The organism is Vibrio sp. QJM3NY_26 (genome assembly GCF_057786005.1).
In genome coordinates, this window is the sequence record NZ_CM173516.1 from 1,831,656 (window position 1) to 1,855,490 (window position 23,835).

At 44.0% G+C, this 23,835-nt stretch carries 16 protein-coding genes; 11 read left to right on the forward strand and 5 right to left on the reverse strand.

Annotated features, from left to right (window positions below):
* The first annotated feature begins 2 nt into the window (after positions 1-2).
* The 8 genes from AC3CH4_RS23375 (at position 3) to AC3CH4_RS23410 (ending at position 12,810) form a co-directional block, all read left to right on the forward strand.
* Positions 3-2,234, forward strand: coding sequence for an ATP-binding response regulator (locus tag AC3CH4_RS23375; protein WP_488543931.1), 2,232 nt, complete (start codon positions 3-5; stop codon positions 2,232-2,234).
* Positions 2,209-3,633 (forward strand): TolC family protein, encoded by a 1,425-nt coding sequence (locus AC3CH4_RS23380; protein WP_488543932.1) that lies wholly within the window; start codon positions 2,209-2,211, stop codon positions 3,631-3,633. The genes AC3CH4_RS23375 and AC3CH4_RS23380 overlap by 26 nt, the downstream gene beginning before the upstream one ends.
* On the forward strand, positions 3,623-5,209 hold the full coding sequence (locus tag AC3CH4_RS23385) for an ABC transporter transmembrane domain-containing protein (protein ID WP_055319490.1): 1,587 nt from the start codon (positions 3,623-3,625) through the stop codon (positions 5,207-5,209). The genes AC3CH4_RS23380 and AC3CH4_RS23385 overlap by 11 nt, the downstream gene beginning before the upstream one ends.
* Complete coding sequence (locus tag AC3CH4_RS23390; protein ID WP_488543933.1) at positions 5,206-7,344, forward strand: ATP-binding cassette domain-containing protein; 2,139 nt, start codon at positions 5,206-5,208, stop codon at positions 7,342-7,344. The genes AC3CH4_RS23385 and AC3CH4_RS23390 overlap by 4 nt, the downstream gene beginning before the upstream one ends.
* 109 nt (positions 7,345-7,453) lie before the next feature.
* On the forward strand, positions 7,454-7,828 hold the full coding sequence (locus AC3CH4_RS23395) for a hypothetical protein (RefSeq protein WP_065206041.1): 375 nt from the start codon (positions 7,454-7,456) through the stop codon (positions 7,826-7,828).
* Positions 7,829-8,042: 214 nt separating this feature from the next.
* Positions 8,043-11,243: a response regulator gene (locus AC3CH4_RS23400; protein ID WP_488543934.1), complete on the forward strand. Its 3,201-nt coding sequence runs from the start codon at positions 8,043-8,045 to the stop codon at positions 11,241-11,243.
* Positions 11,244-11,252: 9 nt separating this feature from the next.
* A complete protein-coding gene (locus AC3CH4_RS23405) occupies positions 11,253-11,729 on the forward strand; it encodes a hypothetical protein (protein ID WP_054546952.1) in 477 nt (158 codons plus the stop codon).
* Between the two features lies 1 nt (position 11,730).
* Positions 11,731-12,810, forward strand: a complete 1,080-nt coding sequence (locus AC3CH4_RS23410) for a sulfate ABC transporter permease (protein ID WP_488543935.1) — start codon at positions 11,731-11,733, stop codon at positions 12,808-12,810.
* An 85-nt stretch (positions 12,811-12,895) separates the two neighbouring features.
* On the opposite strand, the gene AC3CH4_RS23415 is transcribed toward AC3CH4_RS23410, so the two are convergent.
* From AC3CH4_RS23415 to AC3CH4_RS23425, 3 genes are all read right to left on the reverse strand, one after another.
* Positions 12,896-13,306 carry a type 2 periplasmic-binding domain-containing protein gene (locus AC3CH4_RS23415; RefSeq protein ID WP_017081159.1) on the reverse strand — a complete coding sequence of 137 codons (411 nt, stop codon included), beginning with the start codon at positions 13,304-13,306 and terminating at the stop codon, positions 12,896-12,898.
* A gap of 9 nt (positions 13,307-13,315) precedes the next feature.
* Positions 13,316-14,452: a porin family protein gene (locus AC3CH4_RS23420; RefSeq protein WP_146453763.1), complete on the reverse strand. Its 1,137-nt coding sequence runs from the start codon at positions 14,450-14,452 to the stop codon at positions 13,316-13,318.
* A 118-nt stretch (positions 14,453-14,570) separates the two neighbouring features.
* Positions 14,571-16,037, reverse strand: coding sequence for a methyl-accepting chemotaxis protein (locus AC3CH4_RS23425; RefSeq protein ID WP_237290159.1), 1,467 nt, complete (start codon positions 16,035-16,037; stop codon positions 14,571-14,573).
* 619 nt (positions 16,038-16,656) lie between these two features.
* On the opposite strand from AC3CH4_RS23425, the gene ggt reads away from it, so the two are divergent.
* Positions 16,657-18,387, forward strand: coding sequence for a gamma-glutamyltransferase (gene ggt / locus AC3CH4_RS23430; protein ID WP_488543936.1), 1,731 nt, complete (start codon positions 16,657-16,659; stop codon positions 18,385-18,387).
* A 147-nt stretch (positions 18,388-18,534) separates the two neighbouring features.
* Here the strand turns inward: ggt and AC3CH4_RS23435 are convergent, their stop codons facing one another.
* Entirely contained in the window at positions 18,535-19,593 is a 1,059-nt protein-coding gene (locus AC3CH4_RS23435) for a hypothetical protein (protein WP_488543937.1), read from the reverse strand.
* 88 nt (positions 19,594-19,681) lie between these two features.
* Positions 19,682-21,013, reverse strand: coding sequence for an anaerobic sulfatase maturase (locus tag AC3CH4_RS23440; protein ID WP_488543938.1), 1,332 nt, complete (start codon positions 21,011-21,013; stop codon positions 19,682-19,684).
* A 136-nt stretch (positions 21,014-21,149) separates the two neighbouring features.
* Between AC3CH4_RS23440 and AC3CH4_RS23445 the strand changes: the two genes are divergently transcribed.
* Positions 21,150-21,938: a formylglycine-generating enzyme family protein gene (locus AC3CH4_RS23445; RefSeq protein WP_054546959.1), complete on the forward strand. Its 789-nt coding sequence runs from the start codon at positions 21,150-21,152 to the stop codon at positions 21,936-21,938.
* A 148-nt stretch (positions 21,939-22,086) separates the two neighbouring features.
* Positions 22,087-23,769 carry an alkaline phosphatase family protein gene (locus AC3CH4_RS23450; protein WP_488543939.1) on the forward strand — a complete coding sequence of 561 codons (1,683 nt, stop codon included), beginning with the start codon at positions 22,087-22,089 and terminating at the stop codon, positions 23,767-23,769.
* The last annotated feature ends 66 nt before the right edge of the window (positions 23,770-23,835 follow it).

The following is a 23,835-nucleotide window of genomic DNA, read 5'->3' on the forward strand; positions in this document are numbered from 1 at the left end:
CAATGAGCGGAAAACCTTCGTACAATATTTCTGTACCCGCCCTGCGACTGAGCATATTGTTTAGCATCGTACTGGCTGCGCTCGCTTTCTATTTATACTTTTCTTGGTCAAAAGTAGATTCAGTCGCGCAAGTGCAAAGTGCCCCACTGCTCATACAAGCTCAGAAGCTTAATCAGACCATCGAACAAGATATTCAAACTCTGCAGCAGTGCTTAAGTAACGACACTTGTGGTACTAACGAATTCAATCTAGTTAACTTGAAGCGTAAAATAGATGAATTTCGATCTTTAGCCTCTTTGAACAAAACTGAGTTCAGCTTGGTTGGCGCTACTGAATACACTCAACTTGAATTAGCGATTAACCGTTTCTCCGATAGCGCTAAAGCACGTGCCGATGTACTCGATTTATATCTCTCACTGACCAACAACTATCTGCAGATGGATGACAACTACCGCACCATGTTTAACAACCATGCGAGCGATTTGATGTCTGAGAAAAACGAGTTCTTCGTTTGGTTGTTTATAGTGGTCGTAATACTGGCTGTGATCACGGTTCTATCTAACGCTGTCGCCATGTTGAAACTGAAGAAATCCAGCTCTAACGAACGCGAAATCGACTATGAGTTCGATGCACTGTATCAAGAACTAAAACAGTTAGATTTACAAAGGCTTGAAGAGCTTCTTAATGAAGTGAGCATCAATCCCAAACAGCGTCAGATCTACTCTCATCTCAAACTGATCTTCAGTAAATTGGAAGACCAAAAGCGCAATAACGATCTCTACAAACAGTTGTATGCACTCATCGGCTATGAGATTCGTGGGATCACCAACACCATTAACGGTGGTGTCCAGTACCTCGTTCAAGAAACCGATGAAAACGGCGTTTTGATGGCGAAGGACATTACCTCTGCATGTAGCACCCTATCTGAGCTAGCAGAAAACTATAATCGATTGATTTCACAGGGTACGGAAAGCAAGTCGAAAGAGTTCTCGTTATTGAACGTGTTATCTGAATTAATGATTCATATCAGTGCCAAAGTACAACGTAATGAAAGCCAACTGGACTGCTTTATTTCCGACAACTTACCCAATCGCGTAGAAGGCCAATCCACCAGCTTGTTCTGGATATTGTTCCTGCAGCTTTCCAATGCCATTCAACTCAAATCAAATAAGAAACTATTTGTGACGATTGAATCTGGGGCGGCTTCAGACATGGAAAATACCCGAGTTACCATCAATCTAAACTTCCTTTCAACGTTAGATGTCTCTGTAGCCAAGCTCAATAAACTCCATTGGAGCAGTCACAAGGACCACACCGCAAGCACAGACGACTTAGCAAAAAGCGTATTAAAAGATTACGGGTATTACGAAAGTCACTGGTTCCAATCGGGTACACAGGAACGTTTTCAGATCGAGCTTGATCTCAAGGCGAAGAATTTCCATACAGAGAAAACACGCTTCGACGGCAAACGTTTACTGCTGTGCGCCAATACACAAGTTCGTATCGATGTAATGAAGAAAATGCTCAACAACTTGGGGCTTGATATCACTGAAATCCGCACTGCAAATGAGTTGTTTTCAGCGGCGAAGACCTTTGGTGAGTACGATGCCATCATGCTGACCGATACCTTTGAACCTAACAAGCTGCCATCACTGAGCAAAACGGTGAAATCTCAACTTAAGAATCATCCAAATACCAAGCTGTTGCTATCAGTAACCAATACTCAGCATGCACAAGAGTGTCACAGCTTCGTCGATAAGATCATCAACTCCCCTGCGATTCCTTATGAGTTTATTCCGAACTTACTCACCATTATGGAAGCAGAAGCATCAGAAGAGCAGATGGAAAACAGTTCATTCCTTATCGTAGAGGATGACCGAGTTCAACAAATCTTACTGAAACGAATCCTCACCAAACAAGAGTATGAACCAGACACGGTTGGCGATGGTGCCGACGCAGTGGAGCACTTTATGAATAAACGTTCTGACATCATCTTTATGGACTGCATCATGCCAGGTATGGGCGGCATTGAAGCGACCAAACGCATTCGCCAGTTTGAACAAGAGAACGAGAAAAACCCTTGTACCATCATAGGGGCAACCGCATTGACCAGCAGTAACGAACACCAGGCTTGTATTGAAGCCGGAATGGATTACGTGATCAGCAAACCTTACAAAAGCGACCAAATCATCAAGGTGATCAACAAGTATGTGGCGGTACAGAAACTTAACTAGCAGCATTATGGCTGCGCTTGCATTGAGCACAACACCTTCAGCATCGGCGACGACCCTGCTTGAGGCGGTAGAACTCGGCCTGCAAAACAGCCTATCCCTTCGCGCCAGTGATAAAGGTGTGGAAGAGAACGAATACAACATTGGGATCAGCCGCTCTAAGTTTCTTCCTTCACTCAATGGTGCAGCCGATACCACATGGAATGAAAACGAAACCTTATTATCAAGCGTGCCCGATGAAACCTCTAGCTATAACTCAAACAGCTACAGCCTTTCCCTTTCTCAGTCGATATTCAATCTTGGTGATATTTTCAAATATGGCACGGCAAAACTCGACTTCAATATTGAAGAGATTAAACACGAAAACAAAATCCAGAGCACCATTTCTGAAATCGGATCTCAATACTTCGAGTATTTGAAAAACAATGCGCAAATAAAAGCGACCAAGGTCGAACTTAAGTCGTCTGAGACTCGTGAACATCAGATGCGACGTAACGTAGAATTGGGGAACACAGCCGCCAGCGAGCTGTACGAAGTGATCGCTCAGAAAGAAGGTGTGTCGAATCGATTAAGAACCTTGCAGAAAGATCGCCGTGTCATTCTCAACGGACTAACGATTCAGATTCAGTACCCTATCACTCCATCGCAAGATATATACGAAAGTGTGCCATTAAAAGAGATAAACGAAAGCGAACAACACTCAATCATGGATCAAGCATTAAAGCTCAACAACGACTTGTTAGTGGCGAAGAAAAACGTCGAGAGAAGCCGTAGAAGCTTAAAAGAGAGCGGTACAAACTTCTTACCTACCGTGTCGCTTTCAGCCAGTTATCGTCACGATGACGCCAATAACTACGATAAAACCGACATCACTGCTACAGGCGAAAGCAACTCAACTAGCGTTGGCTTGAATCTAGCCTTGCCTATTTTGTCTGGTGGTTCTGATTACTATGGATATCAAAAATCATCGACGGCAATTGAACGTACCGAGCTGCTTTATCAAGACTCGCTTTACACTACCCGTAACAGCGTGAACACCTCTGTGCTCAACATTAACGATTTTTCGCAATCTATAAGCAGTTACGAAAATATCATTCGCGCCAACTATGCATCTTATAAAGGTATCCAAAGAGCTTACCAGTTAGGCACCCGTACCATCACCGATCTACTGGCCGCAGAAAGTAAGCTGTTCAGCGCCTTAAGAGACTACGAAAGCGCACGATACGACTACATCATCGAGACGATCAAGCTAGAGCAAATTAAGGGCATACTCTCTATTCAATCGATAGAGAGCATCATGCAATTGATGAGCGATATCGAAGGTCGCAACAATCAAGAACTCGTGCCGAAACACCTTCTCTCAACGGAGTCGTTGAAAACAGGAGGCCGCAATGCAAACTGAACAGTTTTCTCAAAAGATCAATATGGCAGATAAGTGCTATCTGACTTTCTCTACGATAATTTCCACCCTGTTTGGCTTGGTACTGCCCTTCTCTATTCTGATCATTTTTGACCGAGTGTTACCCAACCAAGCACAAGATACTCTGTTCTTATTGTTCGCGATTATCTTGATTTCCATCTTCCTCGACTATCACCTGAAAAATCAGGAAGAGAAGATATCTTCCGTCATCATGAGGCAGTTTGAGACCAACTTAACCAACAAGGTGTTCCAATCCATCTGTTTGGCTGAAATATCTAAATTCCGCCGTTTAGAACCGGGGGAATACTTAGAGCGAATCTCAACAATTCCCGAGTTGAAAACCTTCTTTGGCGGAGAGTCGGTTCGAGCACTGATCAACCTTGCTGTCAGCGTGATAACCATCCTCATCATTGGCCTAATCAACATATGGGCAGGCGTGACGCTTCTGATTGCCTCACTCATTTTAGCGATTTTCGCTTGGAGCCTTTCTAAACAAAAGATTGGCAGCCTACAAAACAAGTCCGACATAGAAGGCTTAACCACTTCTAAAATCATCGAGATCATCTCTAGCCCGCTAGATATCAAAGCGCGAAACATGGAATACCGCGTTGAAAGCTTGATGACACAAATGGTGGAAGAGCGTGAAGTGGAGAACATCAAATACGAACAGATTGAATCGAACTTCGGCTTGATCTTGGCGCTCATCCAACAGCTTTCTATTGCTTGCGTTGTTGTAGTACTAGCAACCGCCGTTATCAACATGGAATCAAGCCAAGGCATCATGGCCGCGATCATCATGCTGACCAACCGTTACTTCGCGCCCTACCAACAAGTGATGCGTACCGCGAGCCGTTGGGAATTGAACAAACTTCACATACAGCGTATCGCCGAGCTTCTTGAACTAGCAGCGTCTGTTGAACACCAACATGAGACAACGGAAGTAGAACGTATTTCGGTTAAATACTCTGAAAAGCAGCGTATTGAATTCGAACTCGGACAAGCTTATTTATTGACAGGGAAAAGTGGCACAGGCAAGACCCATCTCGCCAACTGTATTACGCGGCAGAACAGCGATAACAAACTGGACATCATGATTAATGACACGCCTCTGGATGACGTGAACTACAACGTTTGGCGTAACAGCGTGCTGATGGTCGATAAAACAAGCTCATTCGTGGAAGGGACCATTATTGATAACCTAACCTGTTTTCGACCAAGCCTGAATAACACGGCTTTCGCCTTATGTGAAACCATGAATATCAAGGCTCAAATCGATGGGTTGCCCGCCGGTTTTTATACCGAACTGAAAGGACACATGCGTAATCCATTCTCTCGCCAAGTTGGGTATGCTCTGTTATTAGTCCGGGCCCTGCTCGCCAGTAAACGCGTATTGATATTCGATGACATAGACTGCGTCTTTGATGAAGAGTTTGCGCGTGTTGTACTCACTAGCACCGCCTATCGTGCCAATGACAAAATCTTAATCATCGCCAGCAATAAAATGGACAAACTCAACCACCGCCTCAAACGTGTCAAGCTTACGGGAGGTGACCAATGAGTATCCTAGTTGACTTCAACAATGTGCCGCAGCGTGTATTGGACTTTGAATCAAGTGGTTATGATGAGCGCTACGGTCAGTCACCGCTGATCCGCGGCTTAGCCTACACCTTGATAGCGCTGGAATGGGAGGGGACGCCTTCTATACTCAGTGACGCTTTTATTCCTAAGCCAAAAGACAGCGACAGTTTTACTGCAACTATAGAGCGTCTTGGATATCGCTGTGATGTAACCAAGCTAAAGACACTCGAGAATATCGATAAATACCCTCACCCATGCTTTATTGAGATAGAGAACCTTAGTGCGATCTTCTTAGGCACCAAAGATGGAAAGTTGATCCTGTTTGATTACACGAACAACAACACCATTGAATATCCAATGTGCAAAAAGCCCTGTCTGCTTATTTCAATTAGTGAATACTCTCGTTTGTTCCGTGAACCACCACCGGAATCTCAAGACAGAAGTAATTGGATAAAGTACGCTTTCTATCGTTACAACAATGAACTCAAAAGCCTGATCATCCTCAGCTTCGTAATCAGTATCTTAGGCGCGTTACAGCCATTCTTCATCATGAGTGTCTATAATTTCGCACTGACTTCGAGCTCTCAAGCCACACTCTATTGGTTGACCTTATTCGCCGTGATTGTCGGTTTCTCGGAATACTTCTTTAAGAAGATGCGGGTCAACATCATTGCTACCTCAGGTAAAGATCTCGCAGTACACATATCCCAAGCCGTAATATCCAAGCTTCTTTGGCTGCCCTACGCGATGACATCAACCGCAGGGGTTTCATCCCAATTGGCTCGTTTGAAAGATATCGACACCTTCCGCCGATTAGTGACCGCAGAATCCACCCTAAGCTACTTTGATATGCCATTTGTGATTGTGTTCATTATTGCGATCGCTCTGATGTCTGGTACAGCCGCGCTTGTGGTAATGGGCGGCTTGATCTTGATGTTGGTGTTCTGTGTGTACTCGCGCTATATCTACTCACAAGCGACATCCAAAAGCTCGCGCGCTAACGCAATGGTCTCTTATCAATGGAACGAAATCCTGCGCGGTATCAAGACCATTCAAGGCTTGCCTCTGCTGCGTGTGGTTCAATCTCGCTTTAGCGCTTCGCATATGCAAAGTACCAGTGATGCCGAGAACGTTGCCGTGACTAACAGTAAGATTCAGGCTGCTGGCGGCAGTTTGATTCAGGTGATTGGTACTGCAAGTATCGTGACCGCAGTAATCGGAGTAATGGAAGGGACTTCTGATGCCGGTGCGATGCTCGCGACAGTAATATTGGTTTGGAAGGCGTTAGGTCCGATCATGGGTATCTACAACTCAATTTCTAAATTCCAATCGATTAAGGCTTCATCAGCACAGATCAATAACTTAATGTCGATGAATGACGACAAATTGACCTTAGAGAAAAGCCCACCGATTCGTCTGTTCCAAGGTAGTATTGTTGGCAGTGGCGTCAGTCATCGTTACACAGGTGCGGCGACCGGCTTAACCAACCTTGGTTTTAAGATACCACCCAGTGCAAAAGTCGTCATTTGTGGCCCTACTGGCTGTGGGAAAACAACACTCATCTCTATTATTGTTGGCTTAGAAGATCGTTATCAGGGTGCCGTATCTGTCGATGGTTATAACATTAAGCAGTTCAACAGCTATCGCTACCGCACATCGATCAATTACATCCCTTTCAATCTGCACATTTTCGAAGGCTCTTTAGAGACCAACTTCATTTTGCACAATGGGTTGATTCCGACAGAGAAAATGCAGGAAATGGTGAGCTTCTTCGAACTAGACGAATGGCTAGCAGAAGGATTGGCAACGCAATTGAGTGTCGATAAATGCAAAGGCCTTCCCAATGGTATTCAGCAAAAGCTGCGTTTGGCGCTTGGTTTAGGCAACTGTGAGCAATCTCTGATCATCATTGATGAACCCTTTAATGGGGCTGAAAATGAAAACGCGCAGTATTTTAACCGTTTGTTCAGCGATAAGTTGTTGAACAAAACAGTCATTTTTTCAACCAATGATCCCGGCTTGATCGCCACTTCCAATATGAGTTTGGTTCTAGAGCCTGACGGGAATCTTAAATATTTTGGCTTAACAGACAAATACTTAAACAGTTTAAGTTAAACACAGCGATGCTTACTCACAGATTACTCGTTCGATAAATGGATGTAATTGACAAAAACATAAGTGAGAGAGATGATTCGCTCTAAAATCACCTATAACAAGGAAGCAAATGTACACATTCGTTGCAGACAAGCTTGATGTAGCTTACTTATCCGCAATTCCTGAAAACCATCAACTTCAGGACTGCGATGTTCCTGAAGAGGAAATCGAACTTCGAGAGATCGTTGAGGTTTGGTATGAGTGTGCCTTTCTCCCTGCTTTCAACCTTCAGAAAATCGATATCGAGAACAAAGCTGAGCTAACCGTCGTACAAACACATGTTTTGAGCAACGATACGAGTACGCTCGCTTTCCTACTCAAAAACAGAGTGTACCGCGCTGCACTGAATAGAATGCTTGGTGTTTGGGCGTTAGAGCCCTCTGCAAAAACGGTGTTAGAGCAACTTCTGTTTGAACTAAGCCTCGATAAAAAGCGTCCTCATTAACTCGCTTTATAAGCTATTCATCAATAAGCATAAAAATTAAACCGACTGACAATCGCTATAAGTTGCTAGTAAGAGAAGATATTTCAAAATAAGCTCTGGAATCACAAGAACTTATACCCCTCCCACACTTCCATTAAATTTACCGTTTCAAGGTTTCCATATCCGCATTTTTATTCTACTGTTTTTATATAAAAACAGTTGGATGGATCCTTATATGGCGATTACGGTCTGGAATAACCTTTCAGTCAAACATAAACTCTTTGGCTTAGTTCTACTTCCCATTTCACTACTGCTCTTTCTAGCAGGCAGACAAGCGTATATTTTAACGACTCAGTTAACCGATTTTGAACGAACCAATCAGTTATCTGTGTATCTTCAAGATATTTCGGTCTTATATCGGAGCACTCTGGCTTCTAGCCCTGAAGAATTCGCGACACAAAGCAACCAAGTAAAGGCAGAACTAAAAACGCTTTCTCCAGCTATATTTTTAAACACCTCTGATGAAATGAACCAACTGGTTGCAGACTTCAGCGAAGCGACTCTATCAACGATGGAAGCGACTGATAGTTACGATAAATTGGATGCACTTGAATGGCAGAGTGATTTGTACAAACAGTTGCTCCTTGAGATAGAAAAAGTCCCTTTCGAAAACACCAAGCGTGAAATTCAACAGCACCTCACCGCGTTACAACAGCTTGAATGGCTGATGTTTTGGTCAAATGAAGAATTTAAACTGGGTACCTCATTGATTGAGATATTCCAAAATAGCCAAGAATACGATCCAGAACTCGCTGAACAGATCGAAACTCTGAGTGAAAGACAACAACTGTTCCTAGAACGCTTTGTGTCATTGAATGCCAACGAACATCAAGTGTCATTGATGGTTGAAGTGTTTAGAAACGATGTATTTGCTCAAAGCCAAGAGATCCGCAGCGCCCTACTCGACCTAAACGCAATCAGCCAACTGACGCCACAAGGGATTTCAGTCGGATTAGAGGCTATGAGTGCTCGACTCAGCTTATTGCAAAGCCTCGGTAATGTTATCAAGCAAGAGTTTCAACAGGAAGTTGAGCAAGCCATCTATGAAGCGCAAATCCAACGAACACTGTTTATCTCCATCGTTGCTTTGCTCGCGACCATTGTAATGGGATTAACCCTAAGCTTGGCACGACAAGTCACCAACAACCTGAATTTGGTGTTAGCTTTCTTGAAAAGCGAAAATGATGAAACTCGACCTTCTTTGGATAAGCTGATTCAAGGCAAAGATGAACTCAGCCTATTTGCTCAGCAAGTTGAACGGTTGACCATCGAGCGAGAACTTGCAAAAGACAGGCTTACGATAGCGAAAGAAGACGCTGAGCGAGCCAAAGAAGACGCTGAAGAAGCGAAAGATCATGCAATACAAGCTAGCAAAGCGAAAAGCAGCTTCTTAGCCAATATGTCTCATGAAATTCGTACCCCACTCAATGGCGTTATTGGTATTTCCGAGATTCTTGCAGATACCCCACTCACACCCACACAGCGTGATTATGTGGATACGATTGAAACTTCATCCCAACTGCTACTTAGCTTGATCAACGATATCTTAGACTTCTCGAAGATTGAATCTGGCATGCTGTTAATCAGCCCGCACTCGGCGTCGATTAGAGAATCGATATACGACATAGCCTCTATTGTTGCGCCAAAAGCGAAAGAGCAAAAAATATCGGTTAACGTTGATATCAGCCCAGACACACCTGCACGCGTGATGATCGACGATCACCGCTTAAGACAGATCCTAATGAACTTTATGTCGAATGCAGTGAAGTTCACGGCAGAAGGTGGCGTCACATTATCAATCCAAACGCTCGAACAATCTGACGATAATGTCACCATTCGATTTGCCGTTCGCGACACAGGTATTGGTATCGGCAAGCAACAACAGAAACAAATATTCGAGCCCTTCGCTCAAGAAGATGACTCAACTACACGTCAGTTTGGCGGTACTGGTCTTGGCCTCGCCATCAGTACACAGTTGGTCGAACTGATGGGTGGCCAGATTCAGCTCGATTCAGTCAAGGGTAAAGGCAGCTGTTTCTACTTCGACTTAGAATTACCCGTTGACATGATGCTACCGAAACCAAGCACGGCAACCGCTGACATTTATATTCTGGGTAACGAGAGCATGCTTTCTACACGAATAGAATGCGACCTTAACCTTTATGGCTTAAAGGTAACTCAGCGAACGAATAACTCTTCCGCGATGACCGAGCAACTCGCGACTCAGAAACACAATAAACCGATTACTGTCGTTTTCGCTGAAGATGATGCATTCCTAGCTAATACCCACGCAGATAACTTAGCTAAGCTGCACCAAAATGGCATCACTATCTGTTTGATACGTTCTTTCTTAAGTGAGCCTGCGGATCTTGGCGACAGCGTTACTGCACAAGTCGCACAACCCCTACTCGGCTTACGTTTAATTAAAGCTATTGAGCTCTGTGATACGCAGGGTTTGGCTGAGCTTTCAGAGGCAAGCCAGCAACCTCTAGAGATCCAACACAAAATCCTCATCGTCGAAGACAACAAGATCAACCAAAAAATTGCTGGGCTTCATGTCGGTAAAAGTGGTTTTGAATTCGAGTTCGCTAATAATGGTCAGGAAGCTGTGGACATGTTCACCGCAAATCCTCATTACGCAGTGATACTGATGGACTGTATGATGCCCGTCATGGATGGCTTTGAAGCGACAAGCAACATTCGACGCGTTGAAAAAGAGACCAATGCCACGCGTCGTATCCCTATCATCGCCTTAACCGCCAGTGTGATTGATGATGATATTCAAAAGTGTTTCGACGTAGGTATGGATGACTATGTACCAAAGCCTTTCAAATTTGAAATGCTAAAAGAAAAAGTACTTGCCGCCGTTGAAGCGATGCCACTTCCTGCTGCCTACAAAACTAAATCTACGAAAAAACCCGCGACCGTAACACCGATTCTTAATGCTGCAGCTAAGCGAACATTGCCAGAAGAAAGAGTACAAAACACGGTTCCGAGTAAATCTGAAAGAATACTGCTCGTCGAAGACAATCGAGTTAACCAAAAAGTCGCTTCTGTGATGTTAACAAAGGCGGGCTACGCGTTTGAAATCGCCGACAACGGACAAATCGCCGTCGACATGTACCAAAACGACAGTAGCTTCGACATTATTTTAATGGATTGCATGATGCCCGTTATGGACGGCTTCACTGCGACCAAAGAGATCAGAGAGCATGAGAAAAACCTAGGCTTAAGCAAAACTCCTATCATCGCGTTAACCGCCAGTGTTATCGACGATGATATTCAAAAGTGCTTTGATTCAGGCATGGATGGTTATGTAGCGAAGCCCGTAAGAAAAGAAAAGCTATTCCATCAAATAGAAAGTGCGACTTGTTAGGAGATACCCATGGATTGGATTAGAACAATAAAAACACTTCCCCGCAGAGTCATATTGCCAGTCACGGTAGGGCTATTAGGAAGCTTGCTTCTTCTCAGCCCTGCTCACGCCGCTGAAGATTATGCCATATTTTCTTTAGACTCCGGATTTGAAGAGATATCAATAAACAAAGCGCGAAAGCTCTATAGAGGGAAAACTAAACGCCTCAATGGCAAACGTGTTGAACTGTCTGATTGGCCTGAGAACAGTGCCGAAAGAGAGGACTTTTATCAGCTTTTGCTTGGAAAAAATGCCGCTCAAATGAATGCACACTGGGCTGGTTTATCTTTTTCAGGAAAAGCGCGTTATCCAAGAGAAATCAAAACGGCGTCAACCGACAGCTTAGTGGACTGGCTTGATGACAAACCAAACCGTATTGGTTACTCCCCACTCTCTTCGGTTCCTCAAAATGCCAACATTCTCTACGTTATAAGTTCGGAGAAATAATATGAAAAGAATAATTACGTCAGTACTGTGTGCTTCAGTTGCCTCTCCGGCTTTTGCGATTATTGAACTTACCGATAATTTTTCGTTAAGCGGATTCGGTTCTACTTCTTGGGCAACCTCAGATAACGATAATCCATTAATCATCAACCGTGGTTTTACCGATGAAAATTGTTACGACTGTGATACCACATTTGGGGTTCAGTTAGACTACTTCTACAACTCATTCAAAGCTTCTGTGCAAGTTGTCAAACCACCCCAATATGATTGGAGTGACCCTCAATTAGAGTGGGCTTACGTCGGTTACGAGTTTAATGACTTCGATGTCAGTGTTGGACGCTTAAGGCTGCCACTGTTCCTTGCCTCTGAATACTACTATGTCGGCCAAGCCTATATGACGGCGAGACCCCCTACAGAGGTATATAACGCCGTATTAGGTATCACTGCCTTCAATGGTATCAAAGTGAGCTGGACTCATGATGTAAGCGATGAAGCTACCCTACTACTCTCTCCGTTTTTCGGAATTAAAGATAACAATGAAGTCGACTTCAATTCGACAACTGAGCTTGAATTTGAAACCAATCGAATGTTTGGTGCCAATCTACAATTGAGTGGAGAAGATTATCGTTGGAATCTATCTTTCTTAGATTCAAATTTTGATCAAACGGTCACCACGACAATTCCTGGAGTACCAGCCCCATTCAGAACTAAGCAAGATAACCAACACATCCAACTTTGGTCGTTAGGTGCTGAGTACGAATTTGGTCAAGCTGTACTTGCCAGTGAAGGGCAAATCAGCGACTTCTCTTCATCCATGTACGCAAGTCTTGGCTACCACTTAGGGTCATTCACGCCTTACGTCGTTTATGGCGCACAATTTGACTCCAATGAACACTTAGAAGGGAACAGCTACTTAATTGGCGTTGACTATGATGTGTTACCTAACGTGTCTATTAATGGTGAAGTGCAATATTTTGAGGCTCGCAAAACAAACGGCGCCTTTGTTGAGGATTTCAATGCACTTACTGGTTTTGATGATAAAGATGCCGTCCTTTACACCATCATGTTGAGTTTCGTTTTCTAACCTAGAATTAAACAATCGTCATTAAATAAAAGCCCAAGGTAATCAAATAACCTTGGGCTTTTTAATGTTGGTAAGCAAACAACGCTTAGTATTTAAATAATACTTTCACGTCACCTGTTACAGCGGCTTCGTCGACATAACCAATTGCGTTGGTTTTTGAAGCAACCGTTGTGATTGCTTCGTTGTAGTCTGCAACCTGGATTGGCGCTTCAGCTTTACCGGTAAATACAAGTCGCGACCACGCTGATTGAAGTTGTGATTCGCTGCGCCCCGTCGCCACCTCATGGAAGGCTAGTCGACCTTCAGAACCATCAGCCAGCTCGATGATCTGTGCTTTGGTACCATTCGATAGCTTGCTTTTCTTACCCATGAATAACTTTTTAACGTCAGATTTAGATAGAGAATCAACGCCAGCATTGTTACCAATCACTACCATTCCAGCAGAAGCGTTAAATGAAAGAACCGCTACGGTTATTGCTGCCAGTAAACTTTTCATGTTGCCTCCTTAGAATACGAAATCAAGACGTGCTGAATAGACAATAGAGCTGTCTTCAAGGTAGTTACCCGTTGCAATATATGGGTTTGCTGTTGTTTCAACATTGCTTTGGAACCCACCACTAGTATCTCGGTAATCCACATACGTCACATCCGCTTTTAAAGACATGTTCTTAGCGAAATCCCAACGACTACCAACAGAGTAAGAAAGACGCTCGTAATTCATCGACTCTTTAATTGCCGTCGTAGTCATGTTTTCACGTTCTTCGTTGTCTGTTGTTTCAACCCAGCTAACAGAAACGTAAGGCGTAAATTCATTAATTCGGTAACCGACCAAGCCAGAAACCGATTGATAGTCATAAAACTGCCCTTCCAACTGAACATCCGCAGCTTCAACATTAACTAACAGATCACCATTGTCATATTGAGCACCCAAGGAGATGAACTGACCATCTTGGCTATCTAGCATTGCACCCAATTGACAATACGGGTCTTGTGAGTTTTGGAAATCACAAGAAGGGTTTGACTCAGCAACAAAGTACGAACCACGGAAAGTAAAATCATCAACGTTCCAGTTGGCACTGATACCGAATAGTTTATCCAGTTTAACTTCACCAACAATTGAGTCGTCTTCATCAATAGTACCAATACCGACCACAGGCTGAAGAAGAATGCTTGAATCTTCAAGCTCAATCGGAATCAATAAATCAGCGCCCGTATAGCCCTTTAAAACAATGTTTTCATACAATTCTTGAGAAGGCCTGATCATAGGGTATGCATAACCAAGATCAGTGTAGTCAGAGTAGAAAAACAGAGGTAGACGCAGCTTACCTGCACGGGCAGTAAATGAATCAAAATCATAAGAGGCGTAAGCCATTTCGATTTTTGGTTCATAGTCATAACGGCTGTTTGCAACAATTTGCGTCACGAACTTCGCTCGCTCGTTAACTTGAAAATCAAACTGCAAGCCCGCTAGTGTTTCTTGCTCCCAATCCAACTTTTCGTCCGTGTAGCCAGCATAACCGATTGCGTTATCTGACTTACCGATACCTACAGAACCAAATCCGCTAATACGAAGGTTATCCATATTTGCAGCATTTGCTCCAAACGCCATACTTACTAGGGCAGCAACCACTGTCTTCTTCATAACTAACTCCAATTTGTTATGTTGTTTCTTGTTTTTATGTAATTAACCCAAATGTTGGGCATACTCCCGCCCTCCTTGAGGCATCGCCAGAAAGAGAGAAGGAATGATTCTAGGGGGCTTAACTCACCTTAAAGTGGCCAGTTAATGTTGATATGTTACGAGTGACTTCCTGAATGTCATGAGCAACTGCATCGACTTGTTGAACGCTGTTGCTTGTACCTTCTGCCATTTTTCTAATTTCTTCGACAAAAGTTTCTATACGAGTTGAAGTTTGTTCCTGCTCTTCAGTTGCAGCGGCAATACTTTCGTTTCGCTGACTGATTTCAGTGATCTCGGAAGTGATTTTTTGTAGCGAGTTTTCAGCAACAAGTGACTTTTCAACGCAAGTTTCAGCTTTCGTCACGCTATCCGAAATGATCGTAGAGGCTGTTTTAGCTTGCTCTTGTAACTGCAAAAGTACAGATTGGATTTCTTGTGTCGACGTTTGTGTTCTTGATGCTAACGTTCTAACTTCATCAGCAACAACAGCAAAACCACGACCTTGCTCACCAGCACGTGCCGCTTCGATTGCAGCATTTAGTGCCAGTAGATTTGTTTGCTCAGCAATAGCGCTTATCGCCTCTAAGATAGATCCGGCACTTTGAGTCTTGTCATTCAATTGCTTAACCACTTGTGAAGCATTGCCTACATCTTGCGTCAGTTCTTGCACGGCTAAAATGGTACTTTTAACCTGCTGCTCTCCTAGTGTCGCCTGTTCACTGGCACTCGAAGCAGAAGTCGAAGCATCATTCGCGTTCGTTGCGATCTCTCTGGCAGCAACAAACAACTGATTTAATGAACTAGATACTTCTTCAATAGAAAGATGTTGTTTGGTTGAAAGTTCGTTCGTGACCTGACTAGATCTCACCAAAGAGCCAGAAATAGTGTCCAATTGAGTGACGTTTTCGATTGTATGCGTCACGTTTTGTTGTAGGTGAGAAACAAAGCTATTGAATGATTCAACTAGAGGTTTTAGTTCGTCGTTTTTCTCGTGTTGTAAGCGAACGGTTAGGTCACCATCTCCTTCCGCAATATCACGCATTTTATCACTGATGTTTGCTAAATCTTTCCGTATACCTTTTACAACAAACCACCCAAAGATACACATAGCAAGCATGGCTAATGCACCTGAAATACTCATGATCTGGTTAGCTGCTTTGTTATTCGATTCCAACTCTTGCACTGCGTTCTCAAACTCTGACTGACGAGCCGACGAAAACTCACTCATCCCCGTAGTAAGCTCTTCTAAAATTGCAGTGCTTTGCTTCGCGAGACGACCTGCCTCACTAAGGCTAATTTCTTCGTCGATCATGCCTTGCGCGATACGATAAGCCAGATCGAAATATTGATTGGTTTGATTTTGCAAAAGTGCGGATGAACCCTGTAAAGATGGGTCCAATGAAATTTGAATATTGAAGTTGCTTTGGATCGCAGCAAGAGTTTGCTTATTCATCTCCAAAATCTCTTCATCACCGAGAGTCACGGCTAAATTAAAACGCTCTGCTAATTGAGAGATTAAAACACTATTCAACGAAGCAGAATTCATGACAGGATAAGTCACTTGATCAATTCGATTAACCTGCTTTGTATTGTTGGTTAATGTATCCCCTCCAACAAATAGAATACTAATAAACCCGACTAACGAAACTAAACATAACGCTAGAATTCTATTCTTGATCGATAGTGTAAACATAAGCTTTCCTTGCTAAACAGTATGATAAACTGCACTAATTATTCGAACAATAACAGATCTGACCAGTATATCAATCTGTCACACCAAAAATAGTGACAGAAATGTTAATATTATTTATAAACTGTTATCTCAGAAAAATAACCATATAAATCAACATGTATAAATAACCATTTTATTAAAAACCCTTAGTCATCAAAATATCGGCCCTTTATTTAAAATATAGTTCTGCGGTTTTTGTCCTCATTTTTATTATTTAAGAGCAGACCTATCGTCACGATTAAATCGATATAAAGAAGCCAAAACCCTTCTTACATTCAACTTGGTAATAAATTAACGTCGCAGAGTGATCTACAATTTAATGGTTCTGTCAGAGCCGTCAGCATTGTGTAAAAAGGCTGCAAACTCACGAACTTCACCGCCCTTACTCGGTCAATCTTAGAGCGAATAAACAGATACCTTAAACGGAGAACGCATGCGAATAGCTACTTTATCTTTAAGTTTGGTTTCAGCGGTCGGTTTCGCGGCTGAGCCAAATCCTTTTCCAATTACGCCAGATGAAAGTGGCGAAGAGTTTATGGTCAGTGCAACGAATCCATATGTAAGCAGCACCGGGTATTCGGTACTTAAGCATGGCGGTAATGCGGTCGATGCGATGGTGGCGATGCAGATGACAATGTCGGTGGTTGAACCGGATATGACAGGGATTGGCGGTGGTACTTTTGCGCTGTTTTATCAAAAAGACAAAGATCAATTTCTCGCACTGGATGGGCGTGATGAAGCGCCCTCAAGTGCGACTCCAAATATGTTTATGGAAGATGGTAAAGCACTCCGTCGAAATGAGATTTTAGGACCAAGATCTGTTGCCGTTCCCGGCACGCTTCGTTTGCTCTATAGCACTCATCAACAATACGGAAAGCTACCATGGTCTGAGCTTGTTCAACCCGCGATTGAACTGGCAAGCAAGGGTTACGCGATGAACAGCTACACCTACGACATCGTGGTTCGTGAACAAGAACGATTGATTGAAGATCCAGAAATCGAAGCCCTGTATTGGAGTGACGACCAAATCAAACCAACCGGCACATTGATGAAGAACCCAAAGTTTGCTGACACTCTTAGCAACATTGCTCAACAAGGCGATAAGTACCTTTATGGTGGCGAGTTTGGTAAGCACATCGTTGAAACTGTGAACAGCAGAATCGATGCCGACCACGCAAAGCTCTCTATAGAAGATTTTGCACAATACCAAGTCAAACAGCGTGAGGTTATTGAAAGCGACTACCGAGGCAACAAGATTGTCTCGTTCGGTTATCCAGCCTCTGGTGGCGTGATGGTTGCTCAAAGCCTTGAAATGTTAGAAGCTTATGACTTAGCCGCCATGTCTAAAACTGATGTTGAACCTTGGCGCTTGATGACTGAAGCCATGAGAATCGCCAAAGCCGATCGCATTGCGTATGCAGGTGGCCCAGATTACATTGAAGCGCCAATTGCTGCCCTACTCGACAAAACCTACATCGACGAGCGACGTAAGCTCATTCCGGAGAGTGGCATTGCGAAAACAAAACCGAAAGCAGGCAAGCTATCTGATACCGATTACGCTCAATATCAAGGTTTTGAGAGCCAAGATACAGGGCACATATCTATCATCGACAAAGACGGAAACGCGATTGCAATGACAAGTACTGTCGGCACAGGCATGGGTTCAGGTGTAATGGTCGATGGTGTGATTCTTAATGCCCAAATGGCCAACTTCTCCACCAAGCCCACCATAAACGGTAAACCGACACAAAACGCTATCGAAGCAGGCAAACGTCCTCGCTCAGCGATTACGCCGTTAATGGTGATTGACAAAAAAGACGACCTGCGCTTAGTGGTCGGGTCTCCGGGTAGTTCGCAAATCCCAGGTTACGTGTTGAAAACCGTGGTTGGCGTTCTCGATTGGGATCTCTCCGCACAAGAAGCAATTGACCTGCCGAACATTCAGTACGGCACCAAGATCGACCGCACCAAACCTTATGACCCAACCGGTTTATTGATCGAGAAGAAGACTTACGCTGAAATGTTGGTTCCAGAATTTATGCAGCTCGGTTACCCAGTACATGTCATTCCAGTGGTCAGCGGTTTGAACGCCATTGAAATCAAAGATGGCAAGATCCATGGCGCGACCGACAGACGCCGTGCATCAAGCTCTATGGGGGAATGATAAAACGAAACGGGCAAGTAATAGGCTTGCCCTTGTTTTGTCTCTAGTCACTTGAGCCTTGTATAAGCAGTTCATTGATACGAAAAAGCCAGTCGAATATTTCGACTGGCTTTTCATTAGCGGCTTATCTATTTACTCATTCAAATATTATGAACTTGGCGCTACTCGCTTCTCTTTCAACTGCTCAATAACATAGTCAGGAGCCACTTTACCTAGCTCACTTAAGCAATCATCGGTCTTGTCGTTGCCGTATCGCACGTAGATATCACATACCGCATATAACTGCTCTGGAGAACCAGAGATCAAATACGCCTTCTCGAACGATTTAGTCGATTTGTCGATATCCAGCTCTTCTTGTAGTACCCCATTCAAGTACCAGTAGTAGCTGTTATCTTTTGCAAGTTCTGCTGCTACTTCAATCTCTTTGGCTGCTGCTGCCTTATCTTCAAGGCGAACCAAAGTTAATGATTTAGAATAGTGCATCGCTGCATTGTCCGGCACGTTCTTCAAACCACGATCCAACACCTCGACCGCTTGTTGATCTTTATTCTGAGCTCGGAAGTTATCCGCGTAGCTCAACCAAACTTGAGGGTCTTTCTGGTGAGTATTAATTAACTCAATATAAATCGTTTCCGCTTTATCCCATTCATTGTGCCAACGGAGCACGTCAGCGAACAACAATTGAAACTTTTCAGATTCTTGTGTTTCCAAAAATGTGATTAGCTCAGCAACAGGCTGTTCTATTTGAGCTTTCTGCTCGTCATCTAACGTATTGTAATCACGAACTAAATTGGATGTCGCTGTGTGACGCACCATCGAATCACTGTCTTTTAGCAAAGGAGAAACCAACGCCCAACGGTGCTCCAATTGATACGGTGCAGAACCGATAACCGACGCTTCACGAACTTCAGGGTTTTGATCCTTTAAGCCTCGCGCAACTGCCACCAGCGCATTCTGGCTTGGGTATGATGCTAGCTCCTGCAGCGCGCCAGTGCGGTTTTCAATGGACTGATTTTGATCTTGTGCCATGTAAGACAACTGTTGAATACGGGTTTGTGTGTCCGTCATTTCAAGCACTTGATTGATATTTTGTGCCGGTGCGTCAACAGTTTGCTGAACGCTATTCGCTGCCATCGCAGACGTTGAAATCATTGCGGACGTTGAAATCAATAAAGCAACAGCCGTCGCTAAACTCTTCTTCATCATAGTATTACCTTAAACTGGAGAACTTAGCCTGTCCTTAGACTCGTATCTGATTAAATTTGTTTTGGACCTGTTGACCCAAAAAAACGAGTTAAAACTTGGTCTCGAACGTAGCTTGTTGCGCCTGTTTTGCTTGATGCGCTATCAATACTGAGTCGCTAAATTTGCCATGAGCAACCGGATGCCCCATCGCACGAGCGATATAAGCCATCGACTTGTCGACATGAGAAAAGAACTTATGCCAACCTGCACATAAGTAGTTCAAGCCCGGTTCGCCTGCGCGAGTTTTGATAAAGCGGTTTTTAGGACATTCACCATGACAAGCAAACTTGTAATCACACTGCTGACATTGACTGGTCATTGTGCGTGATTTAGCAAAACCAAACTTTTGCTGTGGTGCGCTGTACGCCAAATCATCAAGCTTCTCGTGATGAATATTGCCAATCTTGTATTCAGGGTAAACATAGTGGTCGCACGAGAACACATCGCCATTTGGCTCCATTGCCAAACCCTTTCCGCATATCTCATTCAAGGTACAAAGCGGGTTAGGACGCCCTATCCATGTTTCTAAACTTGCTTCAAAATACTGAACGAACACTTTACCGATGTCGTTCTTCGCCCACTCATCAAATACAGAAATAAGGAAGTTACCCCAAGCCAAGTCCGACACACACCACGATTCCAAGATCGAGTCTTTATGGCCGGGGATCAGGCGTTTATCGCCTTGTTTGAGCTGCTCGCTCACTTGGGATGTTTGTGGCGCAACCGTTCGGAACGTTTTCTGTTCAACGATAGGAATAAACTGCATTTGCGGTGACTTCACCACATCACGTAGGAAACGATACACCTCAAGTGCATTTTGACTGGTGAGGTTATTCACACAAGTCAGCGTTGCGAACTTCACTTGGTGTTTGTGGAGTAGCTCCACAGCCGCCATCACTTGTTTGAATGTGCCACGGCCTGCTCTGTTAACACGATACGCATTGTGCAGCATTTCAGGGCCATCAATACTCAAGCCGATTAGGAAATTGTTATTTGCTAAGAATCGGCCCCAGTCGTCATTCAATAATGTGCCATTGGTTTGTAGATCGTTTGAGATCAACACACCTTGAGGTCGGTACTTTTTCTGTAGTTCAACCACTCTTTCGAAGTACGCTAAACCTAGCATGGTCGGTTCACCGCCCTGCCATGAAAAGATAATTTCAGGCGTATTTTGACCTTCGATGTATTGTCGGATGTAGGTTTCTAACGTCTCATCATCCATTCTTGGAGAACTGCCTTTCTTGTACTCCAACAAATCTTGCTTACTTAGGTAATAACAATATTTACAGTCAATGTTGCACGCTGCGCCAATTGGCTTAGCCATAACATGCAAGCGTTTAGACGCTTTACCATTGTATTGTGGACCTTGAGTAATGTGCATGATTTACCTACCTATCTTAGTGTCTGTAGCCATCATAATGCCTATTTCAGTCAGTGGCATGTTATACCCTTTATAACCAATAGGAATGACCTTAAACGTTAAAATTGCCCTCTATTTCGAACATTCGAGGCACGTGATGAAATTTTTCAATTACAAACAATTAGCGGCGATCAGCAGCGTCACCATGACTATTTTCCTAAGCGGCTGTGCGAGCGTGCCTACACACCCTATCGCTCAACAAATCGACCAAGAAATGGTGCTAGTTGAAGGTGGTACATTCACCATGGGTTCGAACGATCCTGAAGCGACCAAAGCAGAACGACCAGCGCGAAATATAACTGTAGATAGTTTCTACATTGCGAAGTTTGAGGTAACTCAAGAATTGTTCGAATCGGTGATGGGTTCATCTCTCAGTTATTTCCAAAACCCACAAGTTCCGGTCAATAACTTAAGTTGGCAACAGGCGAACTACTTCGTTGAACAATTGAACGAACTTACGGGTGAAGAATACCGTCTGCCGACTGAAGCTGAATGGGAATTTGCAGCGAAAGGTGGCAACAAGAGCAAAGGCTATACTTACAGTGGTTCCAATAACTTAGATGATGTTGCGTGGTACTCAGCAAATTCTAAAAATAGCGCACATCCAGTCGGGCTAAAGAAGCCAAATGAACTAGGCTTATATGACATGACCGGAAACGTGGGTGAGTTTGTGATTGATGCCTTCGATGACACCTTCTACCGATTCGGTCCAACAGACAATCCTAACAATGCAAAACACAGCGACGTTGGTTTATCACATAAATCGGTTCGCGGTGGCAGCTTTGCTTATGACGAAAATGAATCTGAAAGTTACCGTCGCGACTTCGCAAGCCAATCGATCACTATGTCAGATATGGGCCTGCGTTTAGTTAAGGATACGAACTAACTAAAGATGCCGACGGTTATGACTCAATAATCTTCACAAACAATCCTAAAAATACGATTCGCACTGTACAAACATTAGAAATCTGACCAAACGTTGGAAATCTGACCAAACCTTAGAACGCTGCGGCAATACTGAATAAGGAAACTCTATGCAATACACCAAGCTTTCAGGACTAACACTCGCGTTACTCTGTGCTCTCCCAGCTTCGGCTGCGGAAAAGCCAGATCTAGTCCTTCAAATCACGGTAGATGGCCTGCGCGCAGACCTAATCGAACGATATAAGCATAACTTCGGTGAAGGTGGTTTCCGGTACTTAATGGATGACGGCACTTACTACACCAACGCGAACTACCAACATGGCAACACGGAAACGATCGTGGGGCACGTGTCGCTCGCAACAGGTGCGCCACCGAGCGTACACGGCATGGTAGGTAACGTTTGGTATGACCGTAGCGAAGAGCGTTTGGTGTATAACGTAGAAGACGGTAACTACCAAATGTTGACCTCTGGCGCGGGTGTCGACAAAGCAACAGAGATCGACCCAACGCAGAAGACAGCACAGGGCGATGGACGTTCTCCTGAGCCAATACTTTCCACCACGTTTGGTGACGAATTGACGATTTCCAATAGTGGCAAATCAAAAGTGTTCGGTGTATCAGTGAAAGACCGCGGCGCTATCTCATTGGCGGGACACAGTGGTAAAGCCTTCTGGTTCTCCAAAGCGCAATCTGAGTTTGTCACCAGTAACTATTACTACGACGAGTATCCAGATTGGGTATCACGTTGGAACGAGAAAGCGATTGCTGCTCAGTATTCGAAACAGAAGTGGGAGCTCTCGTTACCACGTGAGAAGTACACGCTGCAAGAGCACGATACCGAACACAAAGTGAAACTCGGTGACTTCCAACGCACCTTCCCTCACCCTTATGGCCCTGCAAGTTACAAGTACTACAGCACAACGCTAACCGTTAGCCCGGCTGGTGACGAGATCACAGAAAACTTTGCAAGCACACTGTTGATGCAAGAGAAGCTAGGCCAAAGTGACGTGACCGATTATCTGTCTGTGAGTTTCTCATCAAACGACTACGTGGTGCATTTATACGGCCCCGAAAGCCTAGAAACAGAAGACAACCTAATTCGACTTGATAAGACGATCGCCAAGCTTCTTAAAACCGTTGATAACCAAGTCGGACTAAAAAATACATTAATTGTGTTGTCTGCCGATCATGGTGTCCCTGAATCTTCACCTGCGGCAAATGCGCTTGGCTTTAATCAAGCTCAATACTTCAATAAAGATACACTGCTCTCGAGTGGCGTAGAAAAAAGATTGAAGGATCAATTTGGTTTATCCAAAGACGCCATTCGCTTGTATGCACAGCCTTATATCTATCTGAATCACGATTTAATCGCAGAGAAGAAACTTGACCTAGCTAAAGTGCAGGAAGCGATCGCGGATGAAATAGCGAAAGTGAAGGGTGTGGCGTTTGCAGTATCAAGCAGCGATATTGCAGCGAACCGAGTGCCTGATACTCATGTGATGCAGCTAATCAAAAACAACTACCACCCTGCTCGTTCTGGTGACGTGTATGTGGTATTTGCACCGCGTAGTTACATTAACGACATGGAAGGCCTTCAAATCGCCTCTACACATGGCTCGCCATGGAAGTACGATACGCACGTCCCTGTAATCTTCGCAGGCTACGACGTTGAAGCTCAGAAGATCTCGCGTTCAATCACGCCATACGACATTGCACCAACACTTTCGAACAAACTGGGTATAACCCAACCAAGTGGATCAATTGGAGAGGTGTTACAAGAGGTCACTGAGTAGACTATACCTCTAAAGTTTCGCGAGCTAAATTTCGAATCCAGAACCCACTCATTAAAAGAGTCGTTT